The 21,280-nt window shown below is 73.2% G+C and carries 14 protein-coding genes; 4 read left to right on the top strand and 10 right to left on the bottom strand.

From position 1 onward, the window contains the following. The first annotated feature begins 98 nt into the window (after window positions 1–98). Window positions 99–1,244, top strand: coding sequence for a ThiF family adenylyltransferase (locus tag ABZ454_RS13670; RefSeq protein ID WP_356316782.1), 1,146 nt, complete (start codon window positions 99–101; stop codon window positions 1,242–1,244). A 41-nt stretch (window positions 1,245–1,285) separates the two neighbouring features. Next, window positions 1,286–2,815, top strand: a complete 1,530-nt coding sequence (locus ABZ454_RS13665) for an AarF/ABC1/UbiB kinase family protein (protein ID WP_356316780.1) — start codon at window positions 1,286–1,288, stop codon at window positions 2,813–2,815. A gap of 39 nt (window positions 2,816–2,854) precedes the next feature. On the opposite strand, the gene ABZ454_RS13660 is transcribed toward ABZ454_RS13665, so the two are convergent. The 5 genes from ABZ454_RS13660 to ABZ454_RS13640 all read right to left on the bottom strand — a co-directional run bounded on the left by ABZ454_RS13660 (window position 2,855) and on the right by ABZ454_RS13640 (window position 7,151). Continuing rightward, window positions 2,855–3,058: a hypothetical protein gene (locus tag ABZ454_RS13660; RefSeq protein WP_356316778.1), complete on the bottom strand. Its 204-nt coding sequence runs from the start codon at window positions 3,056–3,058 to the stop codon at window positions 2,855–2,857. Between the two features lie 445 nt (window positions 3,059–3,503). Beyond that, entirely contained in the window at window positions 3,504–3,827 is a 324-nt protein-coding gene (locus tag ABZ454_RS13655; protein ID WP_356316973.1) for a hypothetical protein, read from the bottom strand. Between the two features lie 32 nt (window positions 3,828–3,859). Beyond that, window positions 3,860–4,228 (bottom strand): WhiB family transcriptional regulator, encoded by a 369-nt coding sequence (locus ABZ454_RS13650; protein ID WP_356316776.1) that lies wholly within the window; start codon window positions 4,226–4,228, stop codon window positions 3,860–3,862. 173 nt (window positions 4,229–4,401) lie between these two features. Further along, the gene (locus ABZ454_RS13645) at window positions 4,402–4,737 is read right to left on the bottom strand and encodes a hypothetical protein (RefSeq protein WP_356316774.1); all 336 of its coding nucleotides are present in this window, start codon (window positions 4,735–4,737) and stop codon (window positions 4,402–4,404) included. A gap of 164 nt (window positions 4,738–4,901) precedes the next feature. Next, window positions 4,902–7,151 carry an ATP-dependent DNA helicase UvrD2 gene (locus ABZ454_RS13640; RefSeq protein WP_356316772.1) on the bottom strand — a complete coding sequence of 750 codons (2,250 nt, stop codon included), beginning with the start codon at window positions 7,149–7,151 and terminating at the stop codon, window positions 4,902–4,904. 295 nt (window positions 7,152–7,446) lie between these two features. On the opposite strand from ABZ454_RS13640, the gene ABZ454_RS13635 reads away from it, so the two are divergent. Further along, window positions 7,447–7,689: a mycoredoxin gene (locus tag ABZ454_RS13635; protein ID WP_279559893.1), complete on the top strand. Its 243-nt coding sequence runs from the start codon at window positions 7,447–7,449 to the stop codon at window positions 7,687–7,689. A gap of 147 nt (window positions 7,690–7,836) precedes the next feature. Here the strand turns inward: ABZ454_RS13635 and nudC are convergent, their stop codons facing one another. The 5 genes from nudC to ABZ454_RS13610 all read right to left on the bottom strand — a co-directional run bounded on the left by nudC (window position 7,837) and on the right by ABZ454_RS13610 (window position 18,304). Then, window positions 7,837–8,781, bottom strand: a complete 945-nt coding sequence (nudC, locus tag ABZ454_RS13630) for an NAD(+) diphosphatase (RefSeq protein WP_356316770.1) — start codon at window positions 8,779–8,781, stop codon at window positions 7,837–7,839. A gap of 44 nt (window positions 8,782–8,825) precedes the next feature. Continuing rightward, window positions 8,826–10,220: a dipeptidase gene (locus tag ABZ454_RS13625; RefSeq protein WP_356316768.1), complete on the bottom strand. Its 1,395-nt coding sequence runs from the start codon at window positions 10,218–10,220 to the stop codon at window positions 8,826–8,828. 10 nt (window positions 10,221–10,230) lie between these two features. Further along, window positions 10,231–13,677 carry a UvrD-helicase domain-containing protein gene (locus tag ABZ454_RS13620; protein ID WP_356316766.1) on the bottom strand — a complete coding sequence of 1,149 codons (3,447 nt, stop codon included), beginning with the start codon at window positions 13,675–13,677 and terminating at the stop codon, window positions 10,231–10,233. 138 nt (window positions 13,678–13,815) lie between these two features. After that, window positions 13,816–17,475, bottom strand: coding sequence for a UvrD-helicase domain-containing protein (locus ABZ454_RS13615; RefSeq protein WP_359537870.1), 3,660 nt, complete (start codon window positions 17,473–17,475; stop codon window positions 13,816–13,818). A gap of 427 nt (window positions 17,476–17,902) precedes the next feature. Beyond that, window positions 17,903–18,304 (bottom strand): MGMT family protein, encoded by a 402-nt coding sequence (locus ABZ454_RS13610; RefSeq protein WP_359537868.1) that lies wholly within the window; start codon window positions 18,302–18,304, stop codon window positions 17,903–17,905. A 221-nt stretch (window positions 18,305–18,525) separates the two neighbouring features. On the opposite strand from ABZ454_RS13610, the gene ABZ454_RS13605 reads away from it, so the two are divergent. Further along, on the top strand, window positions 18,526–21,255 hold the full coding sequence (locus tag ABZ454_RS13605) for a lysylphosphatidylglycerol synthase domain-containing protein (protein ID WP_359537867.1): 2,730 nt from the start codon (window positions 18,526–18,528) through the stop codon (window positions 21,253–21,255). Window positions 21,256–21,280: the final 25 nt, after the last annotated feature.

Genomic DNA, 21,280 nt, shown 5'->3' with positions numbered 1-21,280 from the left:
ACTAATACCCCCCGCCTGTGGATAACTTTTCGCCCGGTTCCACGGCACGCCTCATTCTGGCAATGGATCTCACGCAGCCACACAGACCGGGGGAAGCCGTGCATCCGATGTTGAAGCCCGCACTACGCCGCGCATGGCGCGGCAGCGGCACCGTGCAATTCGGCGTGACGCCCGCACACGCGGTCAAGGTCGGCCCGATGGATATCGCGACGGGCTGTTTCCTGGAACTGCTCGACGGAACGCGCGGGATGCCCCTGCTGCGCGAGGAAGCCAGGGCACTGGACCTGAACGATCATCAGGTGGACACACTCGTCGCGCGGTTGATGGACGCGGGACTCGTCGACGACGTGCGGGCGGGCGGTCCGGAAGCCGACGCGTTACGGAACCGGGTGGACGCGCTGGAGCGCCACAGGCCCGACCTGGCGTCACTCTCCGTCGTACATCCCGAACCAGGAGGAGGGATGCGACGGATGGCGGCCCGCCGCTCCATGCGGGTCCAGGTGCGCGGAGCCGGGCGGGTCGGTGCGGCGGTCGCGGCGGTGCTCGCCGGTTCCGGGGTGGGCCGGGTCGAGGTCCTGGACGGCGGATGCGCCGAACCGGGCGACGTGGCGCCCGGGGGCCTGCCGGCCTCCGCGGTCGGCGAGCGCCGGGACTCGGCGGCCCGGCAGCTGGTCCGCCGCTCCTCCCCCGTTCCCGCGCCTCGCTCCACCCACTCCGCGGCCCATCCTGCGAGCGGTGAGCCCGGCCTGTCCCTGATCGTCGTCGCCCCTCGCGACGGCCTCTCCGTGTACGTCCCCGATCCGCGCACCGCCGAGCCGTGGATCGCCTCGGGCACACCCCATCTCTATGCCGGGGTCATCGAGGCGACCGGGTTCGTCGGTCCGCTGGTACTGCCGGGAGGCACCGCCTGCGCGGGCTGCCTGGATCTGAACCGGCGGGAAGAGGACCCGCAGTGGCCGCGCATGCTGGCTCAGTGGCAGTCCGGGCGGCGCACCGCCGTGCAGGCGTGCGACCTGGGACTCGCGACCGCGGTGGCGGGGCTTGCGGCGTCCCATGCGCTGGCCTTCCTCGACGGTGAGTTGCCGGCCAGCACCGGGGCCCGCTGGGAGGCCGCACTGCCGCTGTTGGACTGGCGCTCGGAGCAGGTCGGGGCGCACGTCGGCTGTTCCTGCGGGGCGGGTGGGCACACTGAGGGGGTGCGCGCCTCCGGGGCCGGCACGGCGCACGAGACAATGGCCGGGTAACCGCCGCACGCAGCGCGGCAGTCTGGGATTTGGAGGGGCATATGTCTGATCTTCCCCGGAAGGCGGTCACCCGAACCGCCAAGCTGGCCGCGCTGCCTCTGGGGTTCGCCGGCCGTGCCACGTGGGGGCTGGGAAAGCGCATCGGCGGGAAGTCCGCCGAACTGGTCGCCCGCGAGGTCCAGCAGCGCACCGCCGATCAGCTCTTCAAGGTGCTGGGCGAGCTGAAGGGCGGGGCCATGAAGCTCGGACAGGCCCTGTCCGTCTTCGAGTCCGCCCTGCCGGAGGAGGTCGCGGGTCCCTACCGCGCGGCCCTGACGAAACTGCAGGAAGCCGCCCCTCCCCTGCCGAGCGCCACGGTCCACGCGGTCCTGGCCGAGCGGCTCGGCGAGGACTGGCGGGAGCTGTTCCTCGAATTCGAGGACAAGCCGTCGGCCGCCGCCTCGATCGGACAGGTGCACCGGGCGGTGTGGCACGACGGCCGGGCCGTCGCCGTGAAGGTGCAGTACCCGGGCGCAGGCGAGGCGCTGCTCTCGGATCTCACCCAGCTCAGCCGGTTCGCCCGGCTCCTCGGCCCGCTGATCCCCGGGATGGACATCAAGCCGCTCATCACGGAGTTGCGCGACCGGGTGTCGGAGGAACTGGACTACGAGCAGGAGGCGCGGTCGCAGCGTGAGCACGCCGAGGAGTTCGCGGACGATCCCGATGTGGTGGTCCCGGGGGTGGTCCACCAGTCCGATCAGGTACTGGTCACCGAATGGATCGACGGTGTGCCGCTGGCCGAGGTGATCACGGACGGGACCCCCGAGCAGCGGGACCGGGCCGGGCAGTTGCTGGCCAGGTTCCTGTTCTCCGGCCCCGCCCGCACCGGGCTGTTGCACGCGGACCCGCACCCGGGCAACTTCCGGCTGCTGCCCGCGGCCCCTCCCTCCTCCCCGGACGGCGAGGGCGGTCACGACGCGGGGGACGCCGGTGAGGCGGCTCAGTGGCGCCTGGGGGTTCTGGACTTCGGCACGGTGGACCGGCTGCCGGGAGGACTGCCGCAGACCATCGGGAACTCCCTGCGGCTGACGCTCCAGGGGGATGCGGACTCCGTGTACGAGCTGCTGCGTGAGGAGGGATTCGTCAAGGACTCGATCGACCTCGCACCGGACGCGGTCCTCGACTACCTCCTTCCGATCATCGAACCGGCCGAGGTGGACGAGTTCACCTTCAGCCGGACCTGGATGCGGCAACAGGCCGCCCGCATAGCGGACCCGCGTTCTCCGGCTCATCAGCTGGGCAAGCAGCTGAATCTGCCGCCCGCCTACCTGCTGATACACCGGGTGACGCTGAGCACGATCGGCGTGCTGTGCCAACTCGGCGCCACGGTCCGGCTGCGTGAGGAACTGGAGGCATGGCTTCCCGGGTTCCTGCCGCCGGAGGAGGAGACCGCGGAGGCACCACCGGCCGAGGAGACACCCGCCGAGATGACACCCTCCGAGGAGACACCGGCCGAGCACGAAGAGATGGTGCACGAGGTGGCGGCGGAGGAGGCGACGGACGGCGACGCGGTGCCCGCGGACATCAAGTAGCCGCTTCCGGCCGGGCGGGCGGTGGCGCCCGCCGGCCCTTCACCACCAGGCGGAGTCGAGGCGGCTCTCGATGGCCCTGATGTGGGTGCGTGCACAGGCGTCGCAGAAGTAGCGGCGACTGCCGTCCTCCACGGAACAGAGCCAGGTCGGGGGTGCGTTCTCGCTCTCGGCGCGCGTGCCGCACAGGGCGCATACGACGTCCTCGGTGCCGCCCGTTCCGGGGCGATGTGTCTGCTCGTCCACCTCGTGACGATAACGCCGCAACGGAGTTCCGGCACGGCGCGGCACTGCTCGGTCGCAGCCTGCCCGGCACAGCGGGCACGGCGCGGCACTGCTCGGTCGCAGCCTGCCCGGCACGGCGGGCACGGCACCGCGAAGATCGGCCCGGCGCGACCTCGTGGCTCAGGTCCGCCCCGGCGCGGCCCCCGCGGCTCAGGTCCGCCCGGTGCGGTACCGCGGCCCAGCCCGCCCACCGCCCGCTCCCGCGCGGCACCGCGGCTCAGGTCCGGGCACCCGCACGGCTCTCGCACGGCCGTGGGCACAACGGCGGATGCGGCCCGGGCACGACCGCGGGGCCGGTCCAGGTGGACCGGCCCCGCGGTAGGGGTACGGATGTGGGTCCTGCTTGCCGGGGAGCAGAGAGCGGCTGCCCCCCGGCGGATGGTGCCGGCGTGCGGTCCTGCTGGGTTCAGTGCATGACCGCCATGGCCAGCGCCCGGCGGGCGCGCATCGAGGCGCGCTCGGCCCGGCGCTGCATCCGCCGCGCGGTGATCAGGCGCACGGCCTGACGTTCCGCGTCGGCTTCCCGCATGCGGTCGTGCATATGCGCACGAGCCAGGGCTTCTGGGATGAGTTGCATCTCACGGGTCCTGTTCTGACGCGAGTCGTTCGCGCCGATGATGGTGACGTCCGGTGTCGCGGAGCCGACGGGCTCCCTCGTGGGGATGGTCATTGGTGCCTGGTTTCGGGGGTCGTGGGTCAGGGGACGGTCGATGGTTCCGATGCGTTTCATGGGCTTGGGGGCCATGACCCCCAGGTCGGCGGTCACGCCGCGACCGGGTTCTTGCGCGGACGGCCACGCGGCCGCTTGCGAGCGACGACGACGCCCTGGATGAACAGCTCGCCACCCCAGACACCCCACGGCTCGCGGCGCTCCTTGGCGCCGGCGAGGCAGGCCTCGACGAGCGGACAGGTGCGGCAGAGGGACTTGGCGTACTCGACGTCGGCCGGCGACTCGGCGAAGAAGACCTCGGGGTCGTAGGAACGGCAGGGGACGGGCACGCCGAGGTTCTCGATGGCGTCGTCGAGCGCGGTGAGCGCGGTGAGGGGGATCAAGGTGGAGTCCTCCGTGAGGCCGGGCGGGGGGATCGTTTCGGAAGGCGGTACGGACGGGGCGTGCGCTTCGATTTGCACGGTGGTGGTGTCCTCGTCTGGTCGTTTCCGGCCTGTTGGCCGGGGGGCGGCTGGTACCAGGTCTTGCTTGTCCCGAGGCTCCTTCGCGCTGTCTCGCCCGTTTGGGCAAAACAAAAGGGCCGCGGATCCCGAGTAGGGTTCCGCGGCCCTGAAGGCGCCGGCCTGATCGTCGATCAGGCTGGATCACTCCAGGGTTCAGGCCCACGGAAGGCCCACATCGTGTGGTGATGCGTCGTCTGCTTCTTGGCTCCGGATTCCGCTCCCGCACCGACGGCCGCAAAGGCATAGGCCTGGGCCTGTCCCTTCGCTACTGCTGCTGCCGGTGCCTGGGTCGGTCGCTCATTGCGCTCCCGCACGGGAAGACCTGACAGGGACAGCGGGCTGACGGCGGAGATGCCGGACATACCGGTGCCACGCAGCGAGGAAGCCGACGAGCGGGCGAGGCCGAGCGAGCATGCGGAGACGACCGAGAGATCGGTCATTTTGTTGGTCTCGATGATGCTGATCACTTCAATCGCCTCCTCTCGGCGTCTCTGGGGACCGGCGGGCCGGTCCTGCGTATTCGGATAAGTACAGCACAGGATCAGGGCTTCAGAGAAGTCGCTGTTCCCGTGGTTAAGAACCTATGGTGATGACTGGGGCGGGCGCAAACTATTTTTCCGACGAGTTTTCCTCACACCTCGTCGTCGGCCGCCGCAGGCTCCTCTGACCCGTCCCCACCTGCGCAGATGTCCAGGACGGCGGCGCCGAACCGGCCCAGCTTCCGCGCGCCGACCCCGGAGATCCCGGCCAGTTCGCCCTCGGTCCCGGGCACCGCCTCGGCGATGGCCATCAGCGTCTTGTCGGTGAACACGCAGTACGCGGGCTGCCCGATGTCCTGCGCACGCGCCGCGCGCCAGTCGCGCAACCGCTCGTACAGCGCCTCGTCCATGTCCGACGGGCAGTCGTCGCAGCGCATCAGCTTCATCTCGCCGGCGTCCGTCAGCGTCTTGCCGCAGACCCGGCACAGGGCGGGCCCGCGCCGCTTGCGACGGGCCGCGGCCGGGCGTTCGATCCCGCTGCCGCCGCCCGCGCTCGCCCGGCCGCCGAACGCCGCCGAGCCGGGGCGCAGCCCGTTGAGGAACCTGCTCGGCCTGCGGCCCGCCCGGCCACCGGGTGAGCGGGCCAGCGACCACGACAGGGAGAGGTGGAAGCGGGCGCGGGTGACACCGACGTACAGCAGCCGGCGCTCCTCCTCGATCTGCTCGTCGGTCTTGGCGTAGGTGATCGGCATCATGCCTTCGGTCAGCCCGACCAGGAACACGGCGTCCCACTCCAGGCCCTTCGCCGAGTGCAGGGAGGCCAGCGTGACGCCCTGGACCGTGGGGGCGTGCTGGGCTGCCGCCCGCTCGTCCAGCTCGGCGACCAGGTCGGAGAGGGTGGCCCCCGGCCTGGCCTGTTCGAAGTCCTCGGCCAGCCTGACGAGGGCGGCCAGGGACTCCCAGCGGTCCCGCACCGCCCCCGATCCCGCGGGCGGCTCGCTGTTCCAGCCCTTGGTGGAGAGCACCGCCCGCACCTCGGAGGGCAGTCCCTCCGCGTCGTCGAGCAGGGAGTCGTTGCCCCCCGCCCTGGCGGCACCGCGCAGGGCGACGCCCGCCTCCCGCACCTCCGGGCGCTCGAAGAACCGTTCCGCGCCCCTGAGCTGGTAGGGCACCCCCGCGTCCGCGAGGGCCTGCTCGTAGACCTCGGACTGGGAGTTGACCCGGTAGAGCACGGCGATCTCCCCGGCCGGGACCCCGGCGGCGATCAGATCCCGGATACGGCGGGCGGTGCCCTCGGCCTCGGCGGGCTCGTCCGGGTACTCCAGGTAGGCGGGTTCGGGGCCGGACTCGCGCTGCGAGACCAGTTCGAGCCGGTGTTCGGCGGCGCGGCCGCTTGCCTGGGCGAGCAGCCCGTTGGCCAGATGGACGACCTGCGGCGTGGAGCGGTAGTCGCGGACGAGTTTGACCACGGTGGCCCGGGGGTGGCGGGTGCGGAAGTTGAGCAGGTGGTCGGGGGTGGCTCCGGTGAAGGAGTAGATCGTCTGGCTGGCGTCCCCGACGACACAGAGGTTGTCGCGGTCGCCGAGCCACAGGTCGAGGAGCCGCTGCTGGAGCGGGCTGACGTCCTGGTACTCGTCGACGACGAAGTGCTGGTACTGGCGGCGCACATGGTCGGCGATGTCGTGACGGTCCTGCAGGATGCCCACGGTGAGGAGCAGCACGTCCTCGAAGTCGATCACCGTGCGGTCGCGCTTCAGCTGCTCGTACATCGCGTAGACCTGGGAGATCTCGGCGGGATCGCGCGGGGCGTCCCGCTGGGACTTGGCGACCACGGCCGGATAGTCGGCGGGCACGGTCTGGGTGACCTTGGCCCACTCGATCTCGCTCGTGACATCGCGCAGCTCGTTGCGGTCGAGCCGGATGCGGCAGCGGGCCGCCGCCTCGGCGACCAGCTGGACCTTGCGCTCGACCAGCCGGGGCAGATCGCCGCCGACCGCTTTCGGCCAGAAGTACTGGAGCTGACGCAGTGCCGCGGAGTGGAAGGTCCGTGCCTGCACCCCGCCCGCGCCGAGCTGGCGCAGGCGCCCGCGCATCTCACCGGCGGCGCGGTTGGTGAACGTGACGGCAAGCACACTCGTCGGCTGGAGTATCCCCGCGCGCACCCCGTAGGCGATGCGGTGCGTGATGGCCCGCGTCTTGCCCGTACCGGCTCCGGCCAGCACGCACACCGGGCCCTGCAGGGCCATGGCGACCTCGCGCTGCTCGGGGTCGAGCCCGTCGAGGACGGCGTCGGCGGAGTCGGGGACCTGGGGGAAGAGGGTGGAATGCGTTGCTGATGTCACCCCGCCATGCTGCCAGGTCGAAAGGGGCGGCCGGGGAAGTTGTCCACAGGGCTGCCGCATCTGTCGTATTAATGAGAAGTGGCTCCGGGCTGAGGCGGAGGTGGCCCCGAGCTGACGCGGAGGTGGCCTGGGCCGGCAGGGAGGTGGCCCAAGGCCCGTGCGGGGACGGGCCCGGCCGGTACGGGGGCGGCCTGCCGGGAATGGTGGTCAGGTCGCGTGCGTTCCCCTTCCGTGCGGCAACGCACGTCCAGGCTTCTCCGTCCGACGTTCGGTGTGACGGAGGAGTGTGACGGAAGAGACCGCGCCGGGACGTGAGGGGATTGCCGTGACCGATGAGACCAAGGAGCGCGAAGACATGCCGGGCACTGTGACGATGTACAGCACCACGTGGTGCGGCTACTGCCGTCGGCTCAAGGGCCAGATGGACCGCGAGGGCATCGCGTACACCGAGATCAACATCGAGCAGGACCCGGAGTCGGCGGCCTTCGTCGAGAAGGCGAATGGCGGAAACCAGACGGTCCCGACCGTCCTCTTCCCGGACGGTTCGACGCTGACGAACCCTTCGCTGGCCCAGGTGAAGCAGAAGGTCGGCGCCTGACCTCCTGCCGCCATACGGCTGCGACCGCCCGCCTTCTCCCGTTCGTGCGACGGGAGGGGGCGGGCGGTTTCGTGTTGCCCCGGTCGAGGCGGGGCAGCGGCGGCGGTGGGCAGCCCGGCACGGGCAGGCCCTGCGGGCCGCGCCGGGTCAGCTCGCCCGGAGCGGCTTCGGGAGGGGCTTGCCGTACCAGATCTCGATCAGGCGGGCCGCGATCGAGATGCCGAACGGGGGCAGGATCGCGCCGGATTCGAAGGCGGCCGTCAGCTCCTCGCGGGAGAACCAGCGGGCCTCCTCGATCTCCTCGCCGTCGACGTTGATCTCGAACGTCGTGGCCCGTGCCATGAAGCCGAGCATCAGGCTGGAGGGGAACGGCCACGGCTGGCTGGCGATGTACTCGACCTCGCCGACCGTGATGCCGGCCTCCTCGAACACCTCACGGGCCACGGACTGCTCGATCGACTCGCCGGGCTCGACGAAACCGGCCAGGGTGGAGAACCGGCCCTCGGGCCAGTGCACCTGGCGGCCCAGCAGCGCGCGGTCCTGGTCGTCGGTGACGAGCATGATGACGGCGGGGTCGGTGCGCGGGTAGTGCTCCGCGCCGCAGGCCTGGCAGCGGCGGATGTGGCCGGCCGCCGCGATGACCGTCCGTTCGCCGCAGCGCGAGCAGAAGCGGTGCAGCCGCTGCCAGTTCTCCAGCGCCACGGCGTGCACCATCAGGCCCGCGTCGCGGGCGCCGAGGAGCAGACCGGCCTCGCGCAGGCCCGCCGGCCGGGCCGACTGGTCCATGCGGCCCGGCAGCGCGTCCTTCTGGAGCGCGAAGTAGCTGACGCCGTCCTCATCGGTGCCGAGGAAGTAGCGGTGGGTCTCGGTGACCGGCGCCTCGAAGGCGGGGGTCATCACGAGTTCGGTGCCGTCGGCGGTGTCGTCGATCAGCACCTGCCCGCCGGAGACGACGAAGACCCGGGTCGTCGGGTGGCTCCACGCGGCGGCCAGCCAGGCCTCGTCGAGGCGGTGGTGCGCCGCCCGGTCGATGCCGCTAGGCGCGGTCAGACCGATGGGACGGCCCGTGGTGGCGTTGTCGAAGGTGCTCACAGGTGCTTCCTACTCCCCCGGGATGGATCGGGTGTTCAGAGGATTCAGCGGAGTGCGGCTGCCAGCTCGCCCCAGAGGTGGGCGGCGGTCTCCACGCCCTTGAACAGCAGGTCGAGTTCGACCTTCTCGTTGGGGGCGTGCCAGCCGTCGGAGGGTACGGAGATGCCCAGGAAGAGGACGGGTGCGCCGAGCACGTCCTGCAGGTCGGCGGCGGGTCCTGAGCCTCCTTCGCGGGTGAAGAGGACTTTTTGGCCGAAGGCCCGTCCCATGGCGCGGGCCACGGCCTGCAGCGCGGGGTGGTCCAGGGGCGTGAGGCAGGGGCGGGTGGCCGGGAGGAAGGTGATCCGGTGGCGGATGCCGGCCGGGACGCGGGCCTCGGCCCAGGTCCGGACGGCTTTCTGGACATGGTCCGGGTCCTGGCCCGCGACCAGGCGGAAGCTGATCTTGACCCGGGCGGAGGACGGGATGATCGTCTTGCTGCCGGCGTCCTGGTAGCCGCCGCCGATGCCGTTGACCTCGGCGGTCGGGCGGGCCCAGATCCGCTCCAGCGTGGAGTAGCCGGCCTCGCCGGACGCTGCCTGGGACCTGGCGGTGCGCAGCCAGGTGGCCTCGTCGAACGGCAGCTCGGCGAAGAGGGCGCGTTCGGTGTCGGTGAGCTCGGCCACGCCGTCGTAGAAACCGGGAACGGCGACCCGGCCTTCGTTGTCGTGGAGCGCCGCGACGAGGCGGGCGACCTCCGTCGCCGGGTTGGGGACGGCGCCACCGAACGATCCCGAGTGGATGTCCTGCTCAGGACCGTGCAGCTCGATCTCGCACTCGGCGAGGCCACGCATGCCGGTGCAGACGGTCGGGGTCGTCTCGTCCCACATGCCGGTGTCGGAGACGATCACGGCATCGGCGGTGAGGCGGTCGGCCCGCTGCTCCACCAGGGTGCGGAAGTGCGGGGAGCCGGACTCCTCCTCGCCCTCGACCAGGAGCTTGAGGTGGACGGCGGGGGTGGTGCGGCCGGTGGTGGCGAGGTGGGCCCGGACACCGAGGGTGTGGAAGAACACCTGCCCCTTGTCGTCGGCCGCGCCGCGGCCGTACATCCTGCCGTCGCGGACGACCGGCTCGAAGGGGTCCGTGTCCCAGCCGTCCTCGCGGGCGGCGGGCTGGACGTCGTGGTGCCCGTAGACGAGGACCGTGGGCGCTTCCGGGTCGTCGGACGGCCACTCGGCGTAGACGGCGGGCGCCCCGTCCGTCTCCCAGATCTCGGTGACCGGGAAGCCGGTCTCCTTCAGCTTGGCGGACAGCCACGCGGCGCTGCGCCGTACGTCCCCGTCGTGTTCCGGCTGCGCGGATACGGACGGGATGCGCAGCCACTCGGCGAGGTCGTCGAGGAAAGCGGCGCGGTGCTGCTCGGTGTACGTACGGACGGCGCTGTCCGGGGTGTCGCTCATGACCTTCAGCTTATCCGCCCGCGGGAGGTGGCTCGTCCAGGAGGATCCGCTCCAGCTCCGGGCGGCCCGGGAGGCGGGCGGGGCGGACGGTCTCGCCGCTGCGGACGAAGAGGAAAGTGGCCGTGACGTCGGTGAGCGCCAGCCCGTGCAGTTCGGCCCACGCCAGCCGGTAGACGGCGAGCTGGAGGGGGTCGGCGGTATGGGTGCGGCTGGTCTTCCAGTCGACGATCTCGTACGTGTCCCCCGTGCGGTACACCGCGTCGATGCGGCCCCGGATCACCCGGCCGGCCAGGGTGATCTGGAAGGGGGTCTCGACGCGGTACGGAGTGCGGCGGGCGTACGGGGTGCGCTCGAAGGCCTCCTTCAGCTCGGCGAGATCGCGTTCGTCGGCGATGTCGGCGTCGCTCTCGTCGCCGCCGGGGAGTTCGTCGGGGCCGAGCATGGGCAGCGGCAGTTCCTCGAAGCGGGACTCGACCCAGGCGTGGAAGCGGGTGCCCCGGCGGGCGGCGGGCTGCGGGGGGCGGGGCATGGGGCGGGCCAGTTCCTGGGCGAAGCCGTCGGGGTCGTCGGCGAGGCGCAGCAGCTGGGTCGCGGAGAGCGAGGCGGGGACGAGGACGTCACGCACGGTGGCGCGGGCTCGGCGCAGTTCCCCGGCGAGGGCGTCGAGATCGCGGTCCCAGGAGGCGAGGGTGCGGGCCTCCTCGGGGGTGAGGCGCGAGGGGCCCCGTTCGGGAGCACGGGCGGCCGGGACGCGCGGGGCGACGGGGCCCGGGGGCGGGTCCTCGCCGGGGAAGGGGCCGTCGTCCGGGAACGGGGCCTCGTCCAGGAAGGGGTCGTCCTCCGGGAAGAACGGCTCGTCCTGCGGGAACGGCTCGTCGCCGAGGGGGGCGTCGTCCGGCGGCGGGGCCGACCCGGCGTGGACCTGGGGCGCCGGGCCCGCCGTGGCCAGCGCCTCCAGGTGGGCCATCACCGTGTCTGCGGCGGCCCGGCGGCGGGCCAGCGCGGTGTCGTCCAGGGGCAGTGGCCAGGCGTGGCCGGCCGCCGACTCGGCGAGGGCGGGGTTCTCCTCGTCCTCGGCCGGCTCGTCCGCCCAGGCCTCGATCTCGCCGTGCCCGGCCGCGCAGTGCTCGTACAGGGCGTGCAGGAAGGCGGACGGGCCGCGCGGCTTCTTCTGGCTCGGGCCCCACCAGTGACCGGAGCCGAGCAGCAGGGTGCGGGGCCTGGTGAAGGTGACGTAGCCGAGGCGGAGCTCCTCGGTGTGCTGGTGCTCCTTCATCTCCTCCTTGAAGCCCTTGAGGCCCTTGGCGTCGAAGGAGTGGATGACGGGCAGCGTGGCCGTGTCACCGCGCAGGGCGTGCGGCAGGACCTGGGGCTGGGAGGTCCAGGCGTCACGGGACTGCCCGCTGGGGAACTGCCCGGTGACGAGTCCGGGCACGGCCACGACGTCCCACTCCAGGCCCTTGGACTTGTGGGCGGTGAGGACCTTGACGGTGTTCTCCCCGCCGGGCAGCGCGTTGTCGAGGCCCTTCTCGTACTGCACGGCGGTGCGCAGGAAGCCGAGGAAGGCGAGCAGCGTCGCCTCCCCGTCGACGGAGGCGAACCGGGCGGCGACGTCGAGGAAGTTGGCGAGGGTCTCGCGGCGGCGGGCCGCCAGGGCGTGCGGCGAGGCGGAGAGCTCGACCTCCAGGCCGGTGGTGGCGAGGACCCGGTGCAGGACGTCCATCAGCGGGTCGGCGAGCGAGCGGCGCAGGTCGCGCAGTTCGGTGGCGAGGCGGGCGAAGCGGATGCGGGCCTCGGCGGAGAAGGGGAGCCGGTCGTCCTGCTCCCCGCCGGAGTCGAGGAACGTGTCCAGGGCGTCCGCGAGGGAGATCACCTCTGCCGGGTCGATGCCCTCCACGGCCTCGGCGAGGCGGCGGTCGGGGTCGACGTCGTCGTCCCCGTGGGCCGCGCGGTGGACGAGGAGGCGGGCCCGGCGGCCGAGCAGGGCCAGGTCGCGGGGGCCGATCCGCCAGCGGGGGCCGGTGAGCAGCCGGACCAGGGAGGCGTTGGCCCCCGGGTCCTGGAGGACCTCGCAGACGGCCACGAGGTCGGCGACCTCGGGGAGGTGGAGCAGCCCGGAGAGGCCGACGACCTCGACCGGGATGTCCCGCGCCACCAGCGCCGCCTGGATCTCGGGGAAGTCGCCCGCGGTGCGGCACAGGACGGCGATCTCGCCGGGGGCCTTGCCGGTGCGCACGAGGTGGGCGATCGAGTCGGCGAGCCAGTCGATCTCCTCGGCGTGGGTGCGCAGCAGGGCGCAGCGGACGAGGCCGTCGCGCTCGGCTCCCGGGGCGGGGCGCAGTGCCTCGACGCCCTCGTGCATGGCGCGCAGGGGTGCCGCGAGCCCGTTGGCGAGGTGGAGGAGACGGCCGCCGCTGCGGCGGTTCTCGCTGAGGGAGTAGCGGGCGGCGGGGGTCCCGTCGGCGTGCGGGAAGTGGTGCGGGAAGTCGTCGAGGTTGGCGACGGAGGCGCCGCGCCAGCCGTAGATCGCCTGGCAGGGGTCTCCGACCGCGGTGACGGCATGTCCGGAGGCGGCGCCGTCGGGGCCGCTGCCGAAGAGGGCGGAGAGCAGGAGGCGCTGGGCGACGGAGGTGTCCTGGTATTCGTCGAGCAGGACGACCCGGTACTCCTCGCGCAGGATCGCGCCGACCTCGGGGCGGGTGAGGGCGAGCTGGGCGGAGAGGGCGATCTGGTCGCCGAAGTCGAGGAGGTCGCGGCTGCGCTTCGCCTCCCGGTAGCGCCGGGTCAGCGCGAGCAGCTCGCGGCGGGCCTCGGCGGTCTCGGGGATCTTGCGCAGTTCCGCGTTGCTGAGCCTGGCGGTCTCCAGGGTGCGCAGGAGTCCGGTGTCGTACTCCGCGAGCTGTTCGGGACGTACGAGGTGTTCGGCGAGCTCGGCGTCGAGGGCCAGCAGATCGCTGACCAGGGTGGGGAACGACCTGGTCAGGGCCGGGTAGGGGCCGGGCGCCTCGCGCAGCACGCGGGCGGCGAGCTGGTAGCGGGTGGCGTCGGCGAGGAGGCGGGTGGTGGGTTCCAGTCCTATCCGCAGCCCGTGCTCGGTGAGGAGCCGCCCGGCGAAGGCGTGGTACGTGGAGATGCCCGGTTCGCCCGGGGGGTTGTCCGGGTCGATGGCGTCCGGGTCGGTGACTCCGGCGGCGATCAGCGCCTTGCGGACGCGCTCGGCGAGCTCTCCGGCCGCCTTGTTGGTGAAGGTGAGCCCGAGGACCTGTTCGGGGGCGACCTGGCCGGTCCCGACGAGCCACACCACGCGCGCCGCCATCACCGTGGTCTTCCCCGACCCGGCCCCGGCGACGATCACCTGCGGGGCGGGCGGCGCGACGATGCACGCGGTCTGCTCCGGGGTGAAGGGGATCCCGAGAAGCTCCTTGAGCTGCTCGGGATCGGTGATACGTGAGGACACTCCACAGAGGCTAACCGGAGGGACCGACAACCCACGAAGCCGCGAGGAGGCTCCGGGCCGGCCCGCGCCCTCGCGCCCGCGGCGCGCCCCGAGGGGTGAGGGCCCGCAAGCCCCGACGGCACGAGGACCGGGCCCGGCTCATTCCAGGACGTGCTGTCCCTCCGGCTGCGCGCTGCACGAGGCCCTGAAGGCGCAGTGGGTGCAGTGCTGGCCGGTCGAGGGGGTGAACCGTTCGTCCAGGACCCGCCCGGCGGCGGTCGCCAGCAGATCGGAGACCCACTCGGAGTCCGGCGGCTCCTGGGCCTGCACCTTGGGCACGGCGTCGCCGCCCTCCTTCTTGGGGGCGGGCTGGCGCAGCTGTACGAGTTCGGCCCCTCCGGGTTCGGGACGCGTGCCGTCGAAGACCTCGTCGACCGCGCCTTCCCGGACCGCGAGCTGGTACACGGCGAGCTGGGGGTGGCGGGCGACCTCGTCCTTCGTCGGGGACTGCTTGCCGGTCTTGAAGTCGACGACGTAGGCGCGGCCGTCGGCGTCGCGTTCGACGCGGTCCATGGATCCGCGGATGCGCACCTGGTACTCCCCCGCCTCCAGCGTCACGTCGAAGTCGTGCTCACTGGCGGCCGGGGTACGGCCGCTGCGGTCCATGACGTGCCAGCGCAGGAAGCGTTCGAGGGCGATGCGGGCCTGCTGCTTCTCCTGCTGCGACTTCCAGGGCGCGTCGAAGACCAGCCCGTCCCAGACCGAGTCGAGCCGCTCCATGAGGACCGCCAGATCGGCGGGCGTCCGGCCGGAGGCCACCTCGTCGGCCAGGACGTGGACGACGTTGCCGAAGCCCTGGGCCGCGGTCGCCGGGGCGTCGGCCTTCACCTCGCGGCCCAGGAACCACTGGAGGGCGCAGGTGTTGGCGAGCTGGTCGAGCGCGCTGCCCGACAGGGCGACGGGCTGGTCCCGGTCGCGCAGCGGGACGGCCGAGCGGGTCGGCTCGTACAGGCCCCACCACCGGTAGGGGTGCGCCGACGGCACGAGCGGCTGCCCCTCGTCGTCGCTGAGGGCCGCGAGGCGGGCGAGGCGGTGGGCGGCCTCCTCGCGCAGCGCGTCGGAGGCGTCGGGGTCGACGGTGGTGGCGCGCAGTTCGGCGACCAGGGCGGCGACGGCGAGTGGCCTGCGGGGCCGGCCGGTGACGTCGCGGGGTTCGACGCCGAGCTCGGTGAGGAAGCGGGACGGCTGGTCACCGTCGTCGGCGGGCGCCTTGACGGCGGTGACGACCAGGCGTTCCCGGGCGCGGGTCGCCGCCACGTAGAACAGCCGGCGCTCCTCGGCGAGGAGCGCGCCCGGAGTGAGCGGTTCGGCGATACCGTCGCGGCCGATCCGGTCCGCTTCGAGCAGCGAGCCGCGCCGGCGCAGGTCGGGCCAGAGGCCCTCCTGCACTCCGGCGACGACGACCAGGCGCCATTCCAGGCCCTTGGAGCGGTGCGCGGTCATCAGCCGGACGGCGTCGGGCCGCACGGAGCGCCGGGAGAGGGTGTCCGCCGCGATGTCCTGGGCGTCGACCTCCTCCAGGAAGTTGAGGGCGCCACGGCCGCCGGTGCGCTCCTCCGCACGGGCCGCGGTGTCGAAGAGGGCGCAGACGGCGTCGAGGTCGCGGTCGGCGTTGCGGCCGCCCGCACCGCCGCGCAGCGCGGCACGCTCCAGCCTGGCCGGCCACGGGGTGCCGGACCACAGCGCCCACAGCGCCTCCTCGGCGGTGCCGCCGGCTTCGAGCAGCTCGCGCGCCGTGCGCAGCAGCCCGCCGAGGCGCTGGGCGCCGCGGGCGTACGCCGGATCGTGCGCCACGAGCCGCTCCGGTTCGGCGAGCGCGCGGGCGAGCAGTTCGCCGGAGGGCGCGGGCACCCGGTTGCCGGCGGCGCGCTCCTCGTCGCGCAGGGCCCGGCCGAGCCGGCGCAGGTCGGCGGCGTCCATGGATCCGAGGGGGGAGGCGAGGAGGGTGAGCGCCGTCTCGGTGTCGAGCCAGGACGCGGCGGGGGCAGGGACTGGGGCGACGGTCGGGGGTTCCATCGCGGCCCCCGCCTCGGAAACCACTTCGGCCTCGGGAACCGCCCCGGGCTCGTTGACGGCTTCAGCCTCCGCGACCACTCCCGCCTCGGCAACCGCCTCAGGCACCGCCTCCGCGACCACTCCCGCCTCGGCAACCGCCTCAGGCATCACTCCAGCCTCAGGCGCAGCCTCCGCGACCACTCCCGTCTCGGAAACCGCCTCAGGAACCACTCCGGCCTCAGGAACCGCCTCAGGCGCCGCCTCTGCCACCACTCCCGTCTCGGGAACAGCGTCGGAGACCGCCTCGGCCCCGGCCTCCGGACCCGCGTCCGCGTTCCGGTGGAGCGCCGCCGTGGCCACCGTGCGCAGGGCCGTCAGCAGCGGGGCCACCGCCGGTTCGTGGCGCAGGGGCAGATCGTCGCCGTCGACCTCCAGCGGCACGCCCGCCGAGGTCAGGGCCCGGCGCACGGCGGGGATGGTGCGGCCGCCGGCCCGGACCAGGACCGCCATCTCGTGCCACGGCACCCCGTCCTCCAGATGCGCGCGGCGCAGCAGGTCGGCGATGTTGTCGAGCTCGGTGGACGCGGTCGGGTAGGTGTACGTCTCGACGCTGCCGCCCTCGCGGACCGGGCCGAGTTCCCGGTGCGCGCGGACCTTCGCCGACGGCAGCCGGGTGAGCGGCATCCGGCGGGTGAGGAGCCGGGTCGCGGCGAGCAGCCCCGCGCCGGAGCGGCGCGAGGTGGTGAGGACGGCGACCGGGGCCGGGGCGCCGTCCGCGCGCCGGAACAGCTCGGGGAAGTCGAGGATGCCGTTCACATCGGCGCCGCGGAAGGCGTAGATCGACTGGTCCGGGTCGCCGAACGCGATCAGGTTCCGGCCACCGCCGCCGCCCGGGGCGCTCCCCCGGTTCCCGGCCAGTGCGTGCAGCAGCCGTACCTGTGCCGGGTCGGTGTCCTGGTACTCGTCGACGAACACCGTGTCGTACTGACCGGCGAGCAGACCCGACACCTCGGGGCGCTCCGCGAGCAGCACGGCGCGGTGGACCAGCTCCGCGTAGTCCAGCACCCCCTGGGCGTCCAGGACGTCGAGGTACTCGGCGAGGAACGCGGCCGCCGCACCCCAGTCGGGCCTGCCGGTGCGCCGGGCGAAGTCGGCCAGGGCGTCCGGTCCGAGGCCCAGTTCGCGGCTGCGGGCGAGCACGGCGCGCACCTCGTCGGCGAAGCCGCGTGTGGTGAGGCAGGCCCGCAGTTCGTCGGGCCAGCGGATGCGGGCGTGGCCCTCCTTCTCCAGGTCGAGCTGGCCGGCCAGCAGATCGCGGACGGTGACGTCCTGTTCCGGACCGGAGAGCAGCCGCAGCGGGTCCGCGAAGAGGTCGGCGTCCTGGTGGGCGCGCACCAGGGCGTAACAGAAGGAGTGGAACGTGGTGGCCTGCGGTCCGCGGACGGCGCCGAGCCGGGCGGCCATCCGGTCGCGCAGCTCGACGGCGGCCTTGCGGCTGAAGGTGAGGACCAGGATGCGGGCCGGGTCGGCGCCCCGGGCGACGCGGGCGGCGACCGCCTCGACGAGCGTGGTGGTCTTTCCGGTCCCCGGCCCCGCGAGGACCAGCAGCGGGCCGCCGGGGTGGTCAACCACCGCCCGCTGCGCCGCGTCCAGGAGAGGGGGGTCCACGGAGCCCGGCAGGGTACGCACCAGCCGGTACGCGCCCGTGGTCCTACGCCGTGCCTGACGGTGCGGACTGTTCCGGGTGGTGGAGGAGGAGCTCACGTTGGGATCGCCGGTCCTGGTGGGTGTGCTGGAGGTGCTGGGGGTGAGGGCGCGGCGCGTGCCGCGAACTGACGACGCTACTCCGGCGCGAGCGCCGATCGGGGCGGGACGGCTGCGGGAATCGTCACGTTCCGCCGGGCCGGGTGCTGCTGCGCGGGCGGGGAACGACGATGCGGCACGGCCTGCGGGCCGGGCCGGGGCGAGCGGCCCCGCCGGAAGCGCGCCCCCCGTACCGCTCCCGCCGGCGGGCCCGGCCACGACGAGCACCGCCGCCGGAGCCGAGCGCCTCGTGCCCGTCCCGCCGGCCGGCCCGGCCGCACCCTGCGCCTCCGCCGCCAGGAAGCGCGGCGAGCCGCTCCCGCCTCGCGCTTCCCGTACGTCGTACGGGCCCGGCTCCGCCCGATGTGCCGCCGGATGGCCGAAGCTGTCAGGTGTGAGCTCCCCCGCCGTCGTCGCCCACCGCGCCCGCCCCGCCCGGGGCCCCGCCGGACGCGCCGTCCCACCGCGCGCGCCGCATGTCCAAGCGCGGCACGTGGCCCTCCGCGGTCCGCGAGGCCGCGCGCAGCGGGGTGTTCTCCTCGCGGTAGTGATCCAGCGCACGCAGCTCGTGCCCGGGCAGCAGCGCGCCGTCGGCGCGCACCACGCGCCACCACGGCACCGCTGCCCCGTACAGCGCCATGGCCCGGCCGACCTGGCGCGGTCCGCCGTCCCCCAGCCACTCCGCGATGTCGCCGTACGTCATGACGCGGCCGGGCGGGATCAGTTCGGCGACGTCGAGCACGCGCTCCGCGTACTCAGGCAACGCGTCGCCCGTCGGGTGTTCGCTCATCCGGACCATCCTGCCGTACGCCACCGACAGTCCCGCCCGTTCCGTGTCCGGCCGCTCACGGAGTGTGCGCGCGGGCGGAATGGAGCGTATCTTGCGCATCGCGCGCCCCCGCATCGCACCCTGATGCCCCCCTGCGCGAGCCGGCCGTGCCACCATCATGCGGGCGGTGACCGGTGATACGAGAACACGAAGACGAACCAGAGGCGACGAAGGAGCAGGGCGTGCAGCCACCGAAGGCGGCCGACGCCTCTGATGCCGAGCCGCGCCCCGACGGGGGCGAACAGGAACCGGACACCGGCCCGCAGGCGCCCCCGGCCCACCCGGCCGGCTCGACCCTCGCGAACTCCGAGGCCGCGCTGTCCGACCGTGTCTCGGGAGACGAACCCCTGCTCCCCGCCCGGGTGCACCGCCCCTCCGATCTCCTGCGGCTCCTCTTCGGGGTCCTGGCGGTCGTCGTGCTGTTCGCCGTCGCCGCGTTCGCCCACGGCACGACCGCCGGCCTCGAGCAGGACATCAACAAGGGCACCGGACAGGCGCCCGACCTGCTCATCAAGCTCGCCGGTCTCGTCTCCAGCATCGCCGTGCTGCTCGTCCCGGTGGCCTTCGCGATCGAGCGGCTGATCAAACGCGACGGGCTGCGGATCGCCGACGGCGTCCTGGCCGCCGTGCTCGCGCACGGGGTGACGCTCGCCACTGATCTGTGGGTCGCCCATTCCGCGTCCGGCACCATCCAGGACGCCCTGACCCAGCCGCAGCCCGGTGACGCGCTCACCGATCCCGTACACGGTTATCTCGCCCCCGTGATCGCGTACATGACGGCGGTCGGCATGGCGAGACGGCCGCGGTGGCGGGTCGTGCTGTGGGTGGTGCTGCTGCTCGACGCCTTCGCCATGCTGGTGGGCGGCTACACGACCCCCTTCTCGATCATCCTCACGGTGCTCATCGGCTGGACGGTCGCGTACGGCACGCTGTACGCGGTCGGCTCGCCGAACGTCCGGCCGACCGGCCAGCACCTGATGGCCGGTCTGCGCCACGTCGGCTTCCGGCCGGTCACCGCGATGCGGGCCGAGGAGGCGCCCGACTCGGGTGACCAGAGCGACCGCGGGCGCCGCTACCAGGTCTCCCTGGAGGACGGCCCGCCGCTCGACGTGACGGTCGTGGACCGCGAACAGCAGGCGCAGGGCTTCTTCTACCGTGCGTGGCGCAGGCTCACCCTGCGCGGCATCACCCAGCGGCGTTCCATCCAGTCGCTGCGCCAGGCACTGGAACAGGAGGCGCTGCTCGCGTACGCGGCGATCGCCGCCGGTGCCAACGCCCCCAAGCTGATCGCCACCTCCGAGCTCGGCCCGGACGCCGTGATGCTGGTGTACGAGCACATCGGCGGGCGCTCCCTGGACGCGCTGGAGGACTCCGAGATCACCGACGACCTGGTGCGCGGCGCCTGGCGTCAGGTGCGGGCGCTCCAGTCGCGGCGGATCGCGCACCGCAGGCTCACCGGTGACGCGATCCTGGCGGACCCTTCCGGCACGGTGTTCGTCACGGATCTGCGCGGGGGCGAGATCGCGGCCGGTGACCTGGTCCTGCGGATGGACATCGCCCAGCTGCTCACCACCACGGGCCTGCGGGTGGGCGCCGAGCGGGCGGTCGCGGCCGCGCTGGCGGAGCTCGGCCCGGACGCCGTCGCGGACTGTCTGCCGCTGCTCCAGCCGATCGCGCTCAGCCGCTCCACCCGGGCCCAGCTGCGCAGGCTCGCCCGGGAACGGTCGCAGCGCGAGCGCGAGGCCGTACTGGAGGCGTCGGACGCGGCGAAGCGGGCCCGGTCGCAGGACGCGGAGCGTTCCGACGACGCCGGCCGCAAGACCGCCCGCAAGTCCCAGCGCACCGAGAAGCAGGCCGAGAAGCGGGCCATGGACGACGCGCTGGACGGGGCCCGTGAGGAGGACCTGCTCTCCCGGATCCGCCAGGAGGTGCTGCTGATCCGGCCGCAGGCCCCGGTCGAGCCGGTCCGGCTGGAGCGCATCAAGCCACGCACCCTGTTCAGCTTCATCGCCGGTGCCATCGCCGCGTACTTCCTGATCTCCCAGGTCACCGAAGCCGACTTCGGCGCGGTGGTCGAGGAGGCGGAGTGGGGCTGGGTGGCGGCCGCGCTCGGTTTCTCGGCGCTCAGCTACATCGCGGCCGCGATGAGTCTGCTGGGCTTCGTGCCCGAACGGGTGCCGTTCGGCAAGACGGTCCTCGCGCAGGTCGCCGGCTCGTTCGTGAAGATCGTGGCCCCGGCCGCCGTGGGCGGGGTCGCGCTGAACACCCGGTTCCTCCAGCGCTCCGGCGTGCGCCCCGGGCTCGCGGTCGCGAGTGTCGGCGCCTCCCAGCTGTTCGGTCTCGGGTGCCACATCCTGCTGCTGGCCGCGTTCGGCTACCTGACCGGTACGGAGAAGACGCCGTCCTCCCTCACGCCGTCCAGGACCGTGATCGCGGGGCTGCTGACGGTCGCCGTGCTGGTGCTGGTGGTGACGGCCATCCCGTTCCTGCGCAAGTTCGTGGTGACCCGGGTGCGGTCGCTGTTCGCCGGCGTCGTCCCGCGCATGCTCGACGTGGTGCAGCGGCCGCAGAAGCTGCTCACCGGCATCGGCGGGATGCTGCTGCTCACCGGCCTGTTCGTGATGTGTCTGGACGCGTCGGTCCGGGCCTTCAGCGGTCCGGACACGCCGCATCTCAGTTACGCGAGCATCGCGGTGGTCTTCCTCGCCGGCAACGCGCTGGGGTCGGCGGCGCCGACGCCGGGCGGCATGGGCGCGGTCGAGGGCGCGCTGACCCTGGGGCTGATCGCGGTCGGCCTGCCCAAGGAGGTCGCGGCGCCCGCGGTGCTGCTGTACCGGCTGCTGACGCTCTGGCTCCCGGTGCTCCCCGGCTGGCTCTGCTTCAACCATCTGACGCGCAAGGGCGAGCTCTAGCCCGACGACGTCCCCGGGCGTCCGC

Origin of the sequence: Streptomyces sp. NPDC005803 (genome assembly GCF_040630435.1) — a bacterium.
Taxonomy (GTDB): Bacteria; Actinomycetota; Actinomycetes; order Streptomycetales; family Streptomycetaceae; genus Streptomyces.
The sequence above is the reverse complement of the archived record's forward strand: the minus strand, read 5'-3'. Positions and strand labels throughout refer to the sequence as shown.

Coding starts and splice junctions, on each gene's coding strand:
- ABZ454_RS13610 (WP_359537868.1), bottom strand. CDS start 18,304: ATGAGCGAACACCCGACGGGCGACGCGTTGCCTGAGTACGCGGAGCGC.
- ABZ454_RS13635 (WP_279559893.1), top strand. CDS start 7,447: ATGCCGGGCACTGTGACGATGTACAGCACCACGTGGTGCGGCTACTGC.
- ABZ454_RS13665 (WP_356316780.1), top strand. CDS start 1,286: ATGTCTGATCTTCCCCGGAAGGCGGTCACCCGAACCGCCAAGCTGGCC.
- ABZ454_RS13655 (WP_356316973.1), bottom strand. CDS start 3,827: ATGAAACGCATCGGAACCATCGACCGTCCCCTGACCCACGACCCCCGA.
- ABZ454_RS13625 (WP_356316768.1), bottom strand. CDS start 10,220: ATGAGCGACACCCCGGACAGCGCCGTCCGTACGTACACCGAGCAGCAC.
- ABZ454_RS13640 (WP_356316772.1), bottom strand. CDS start 7,151: ATGCGGCAGCCCTGTGGACAACTTCCCCGGCCGCCCCTTTCGACCTGG.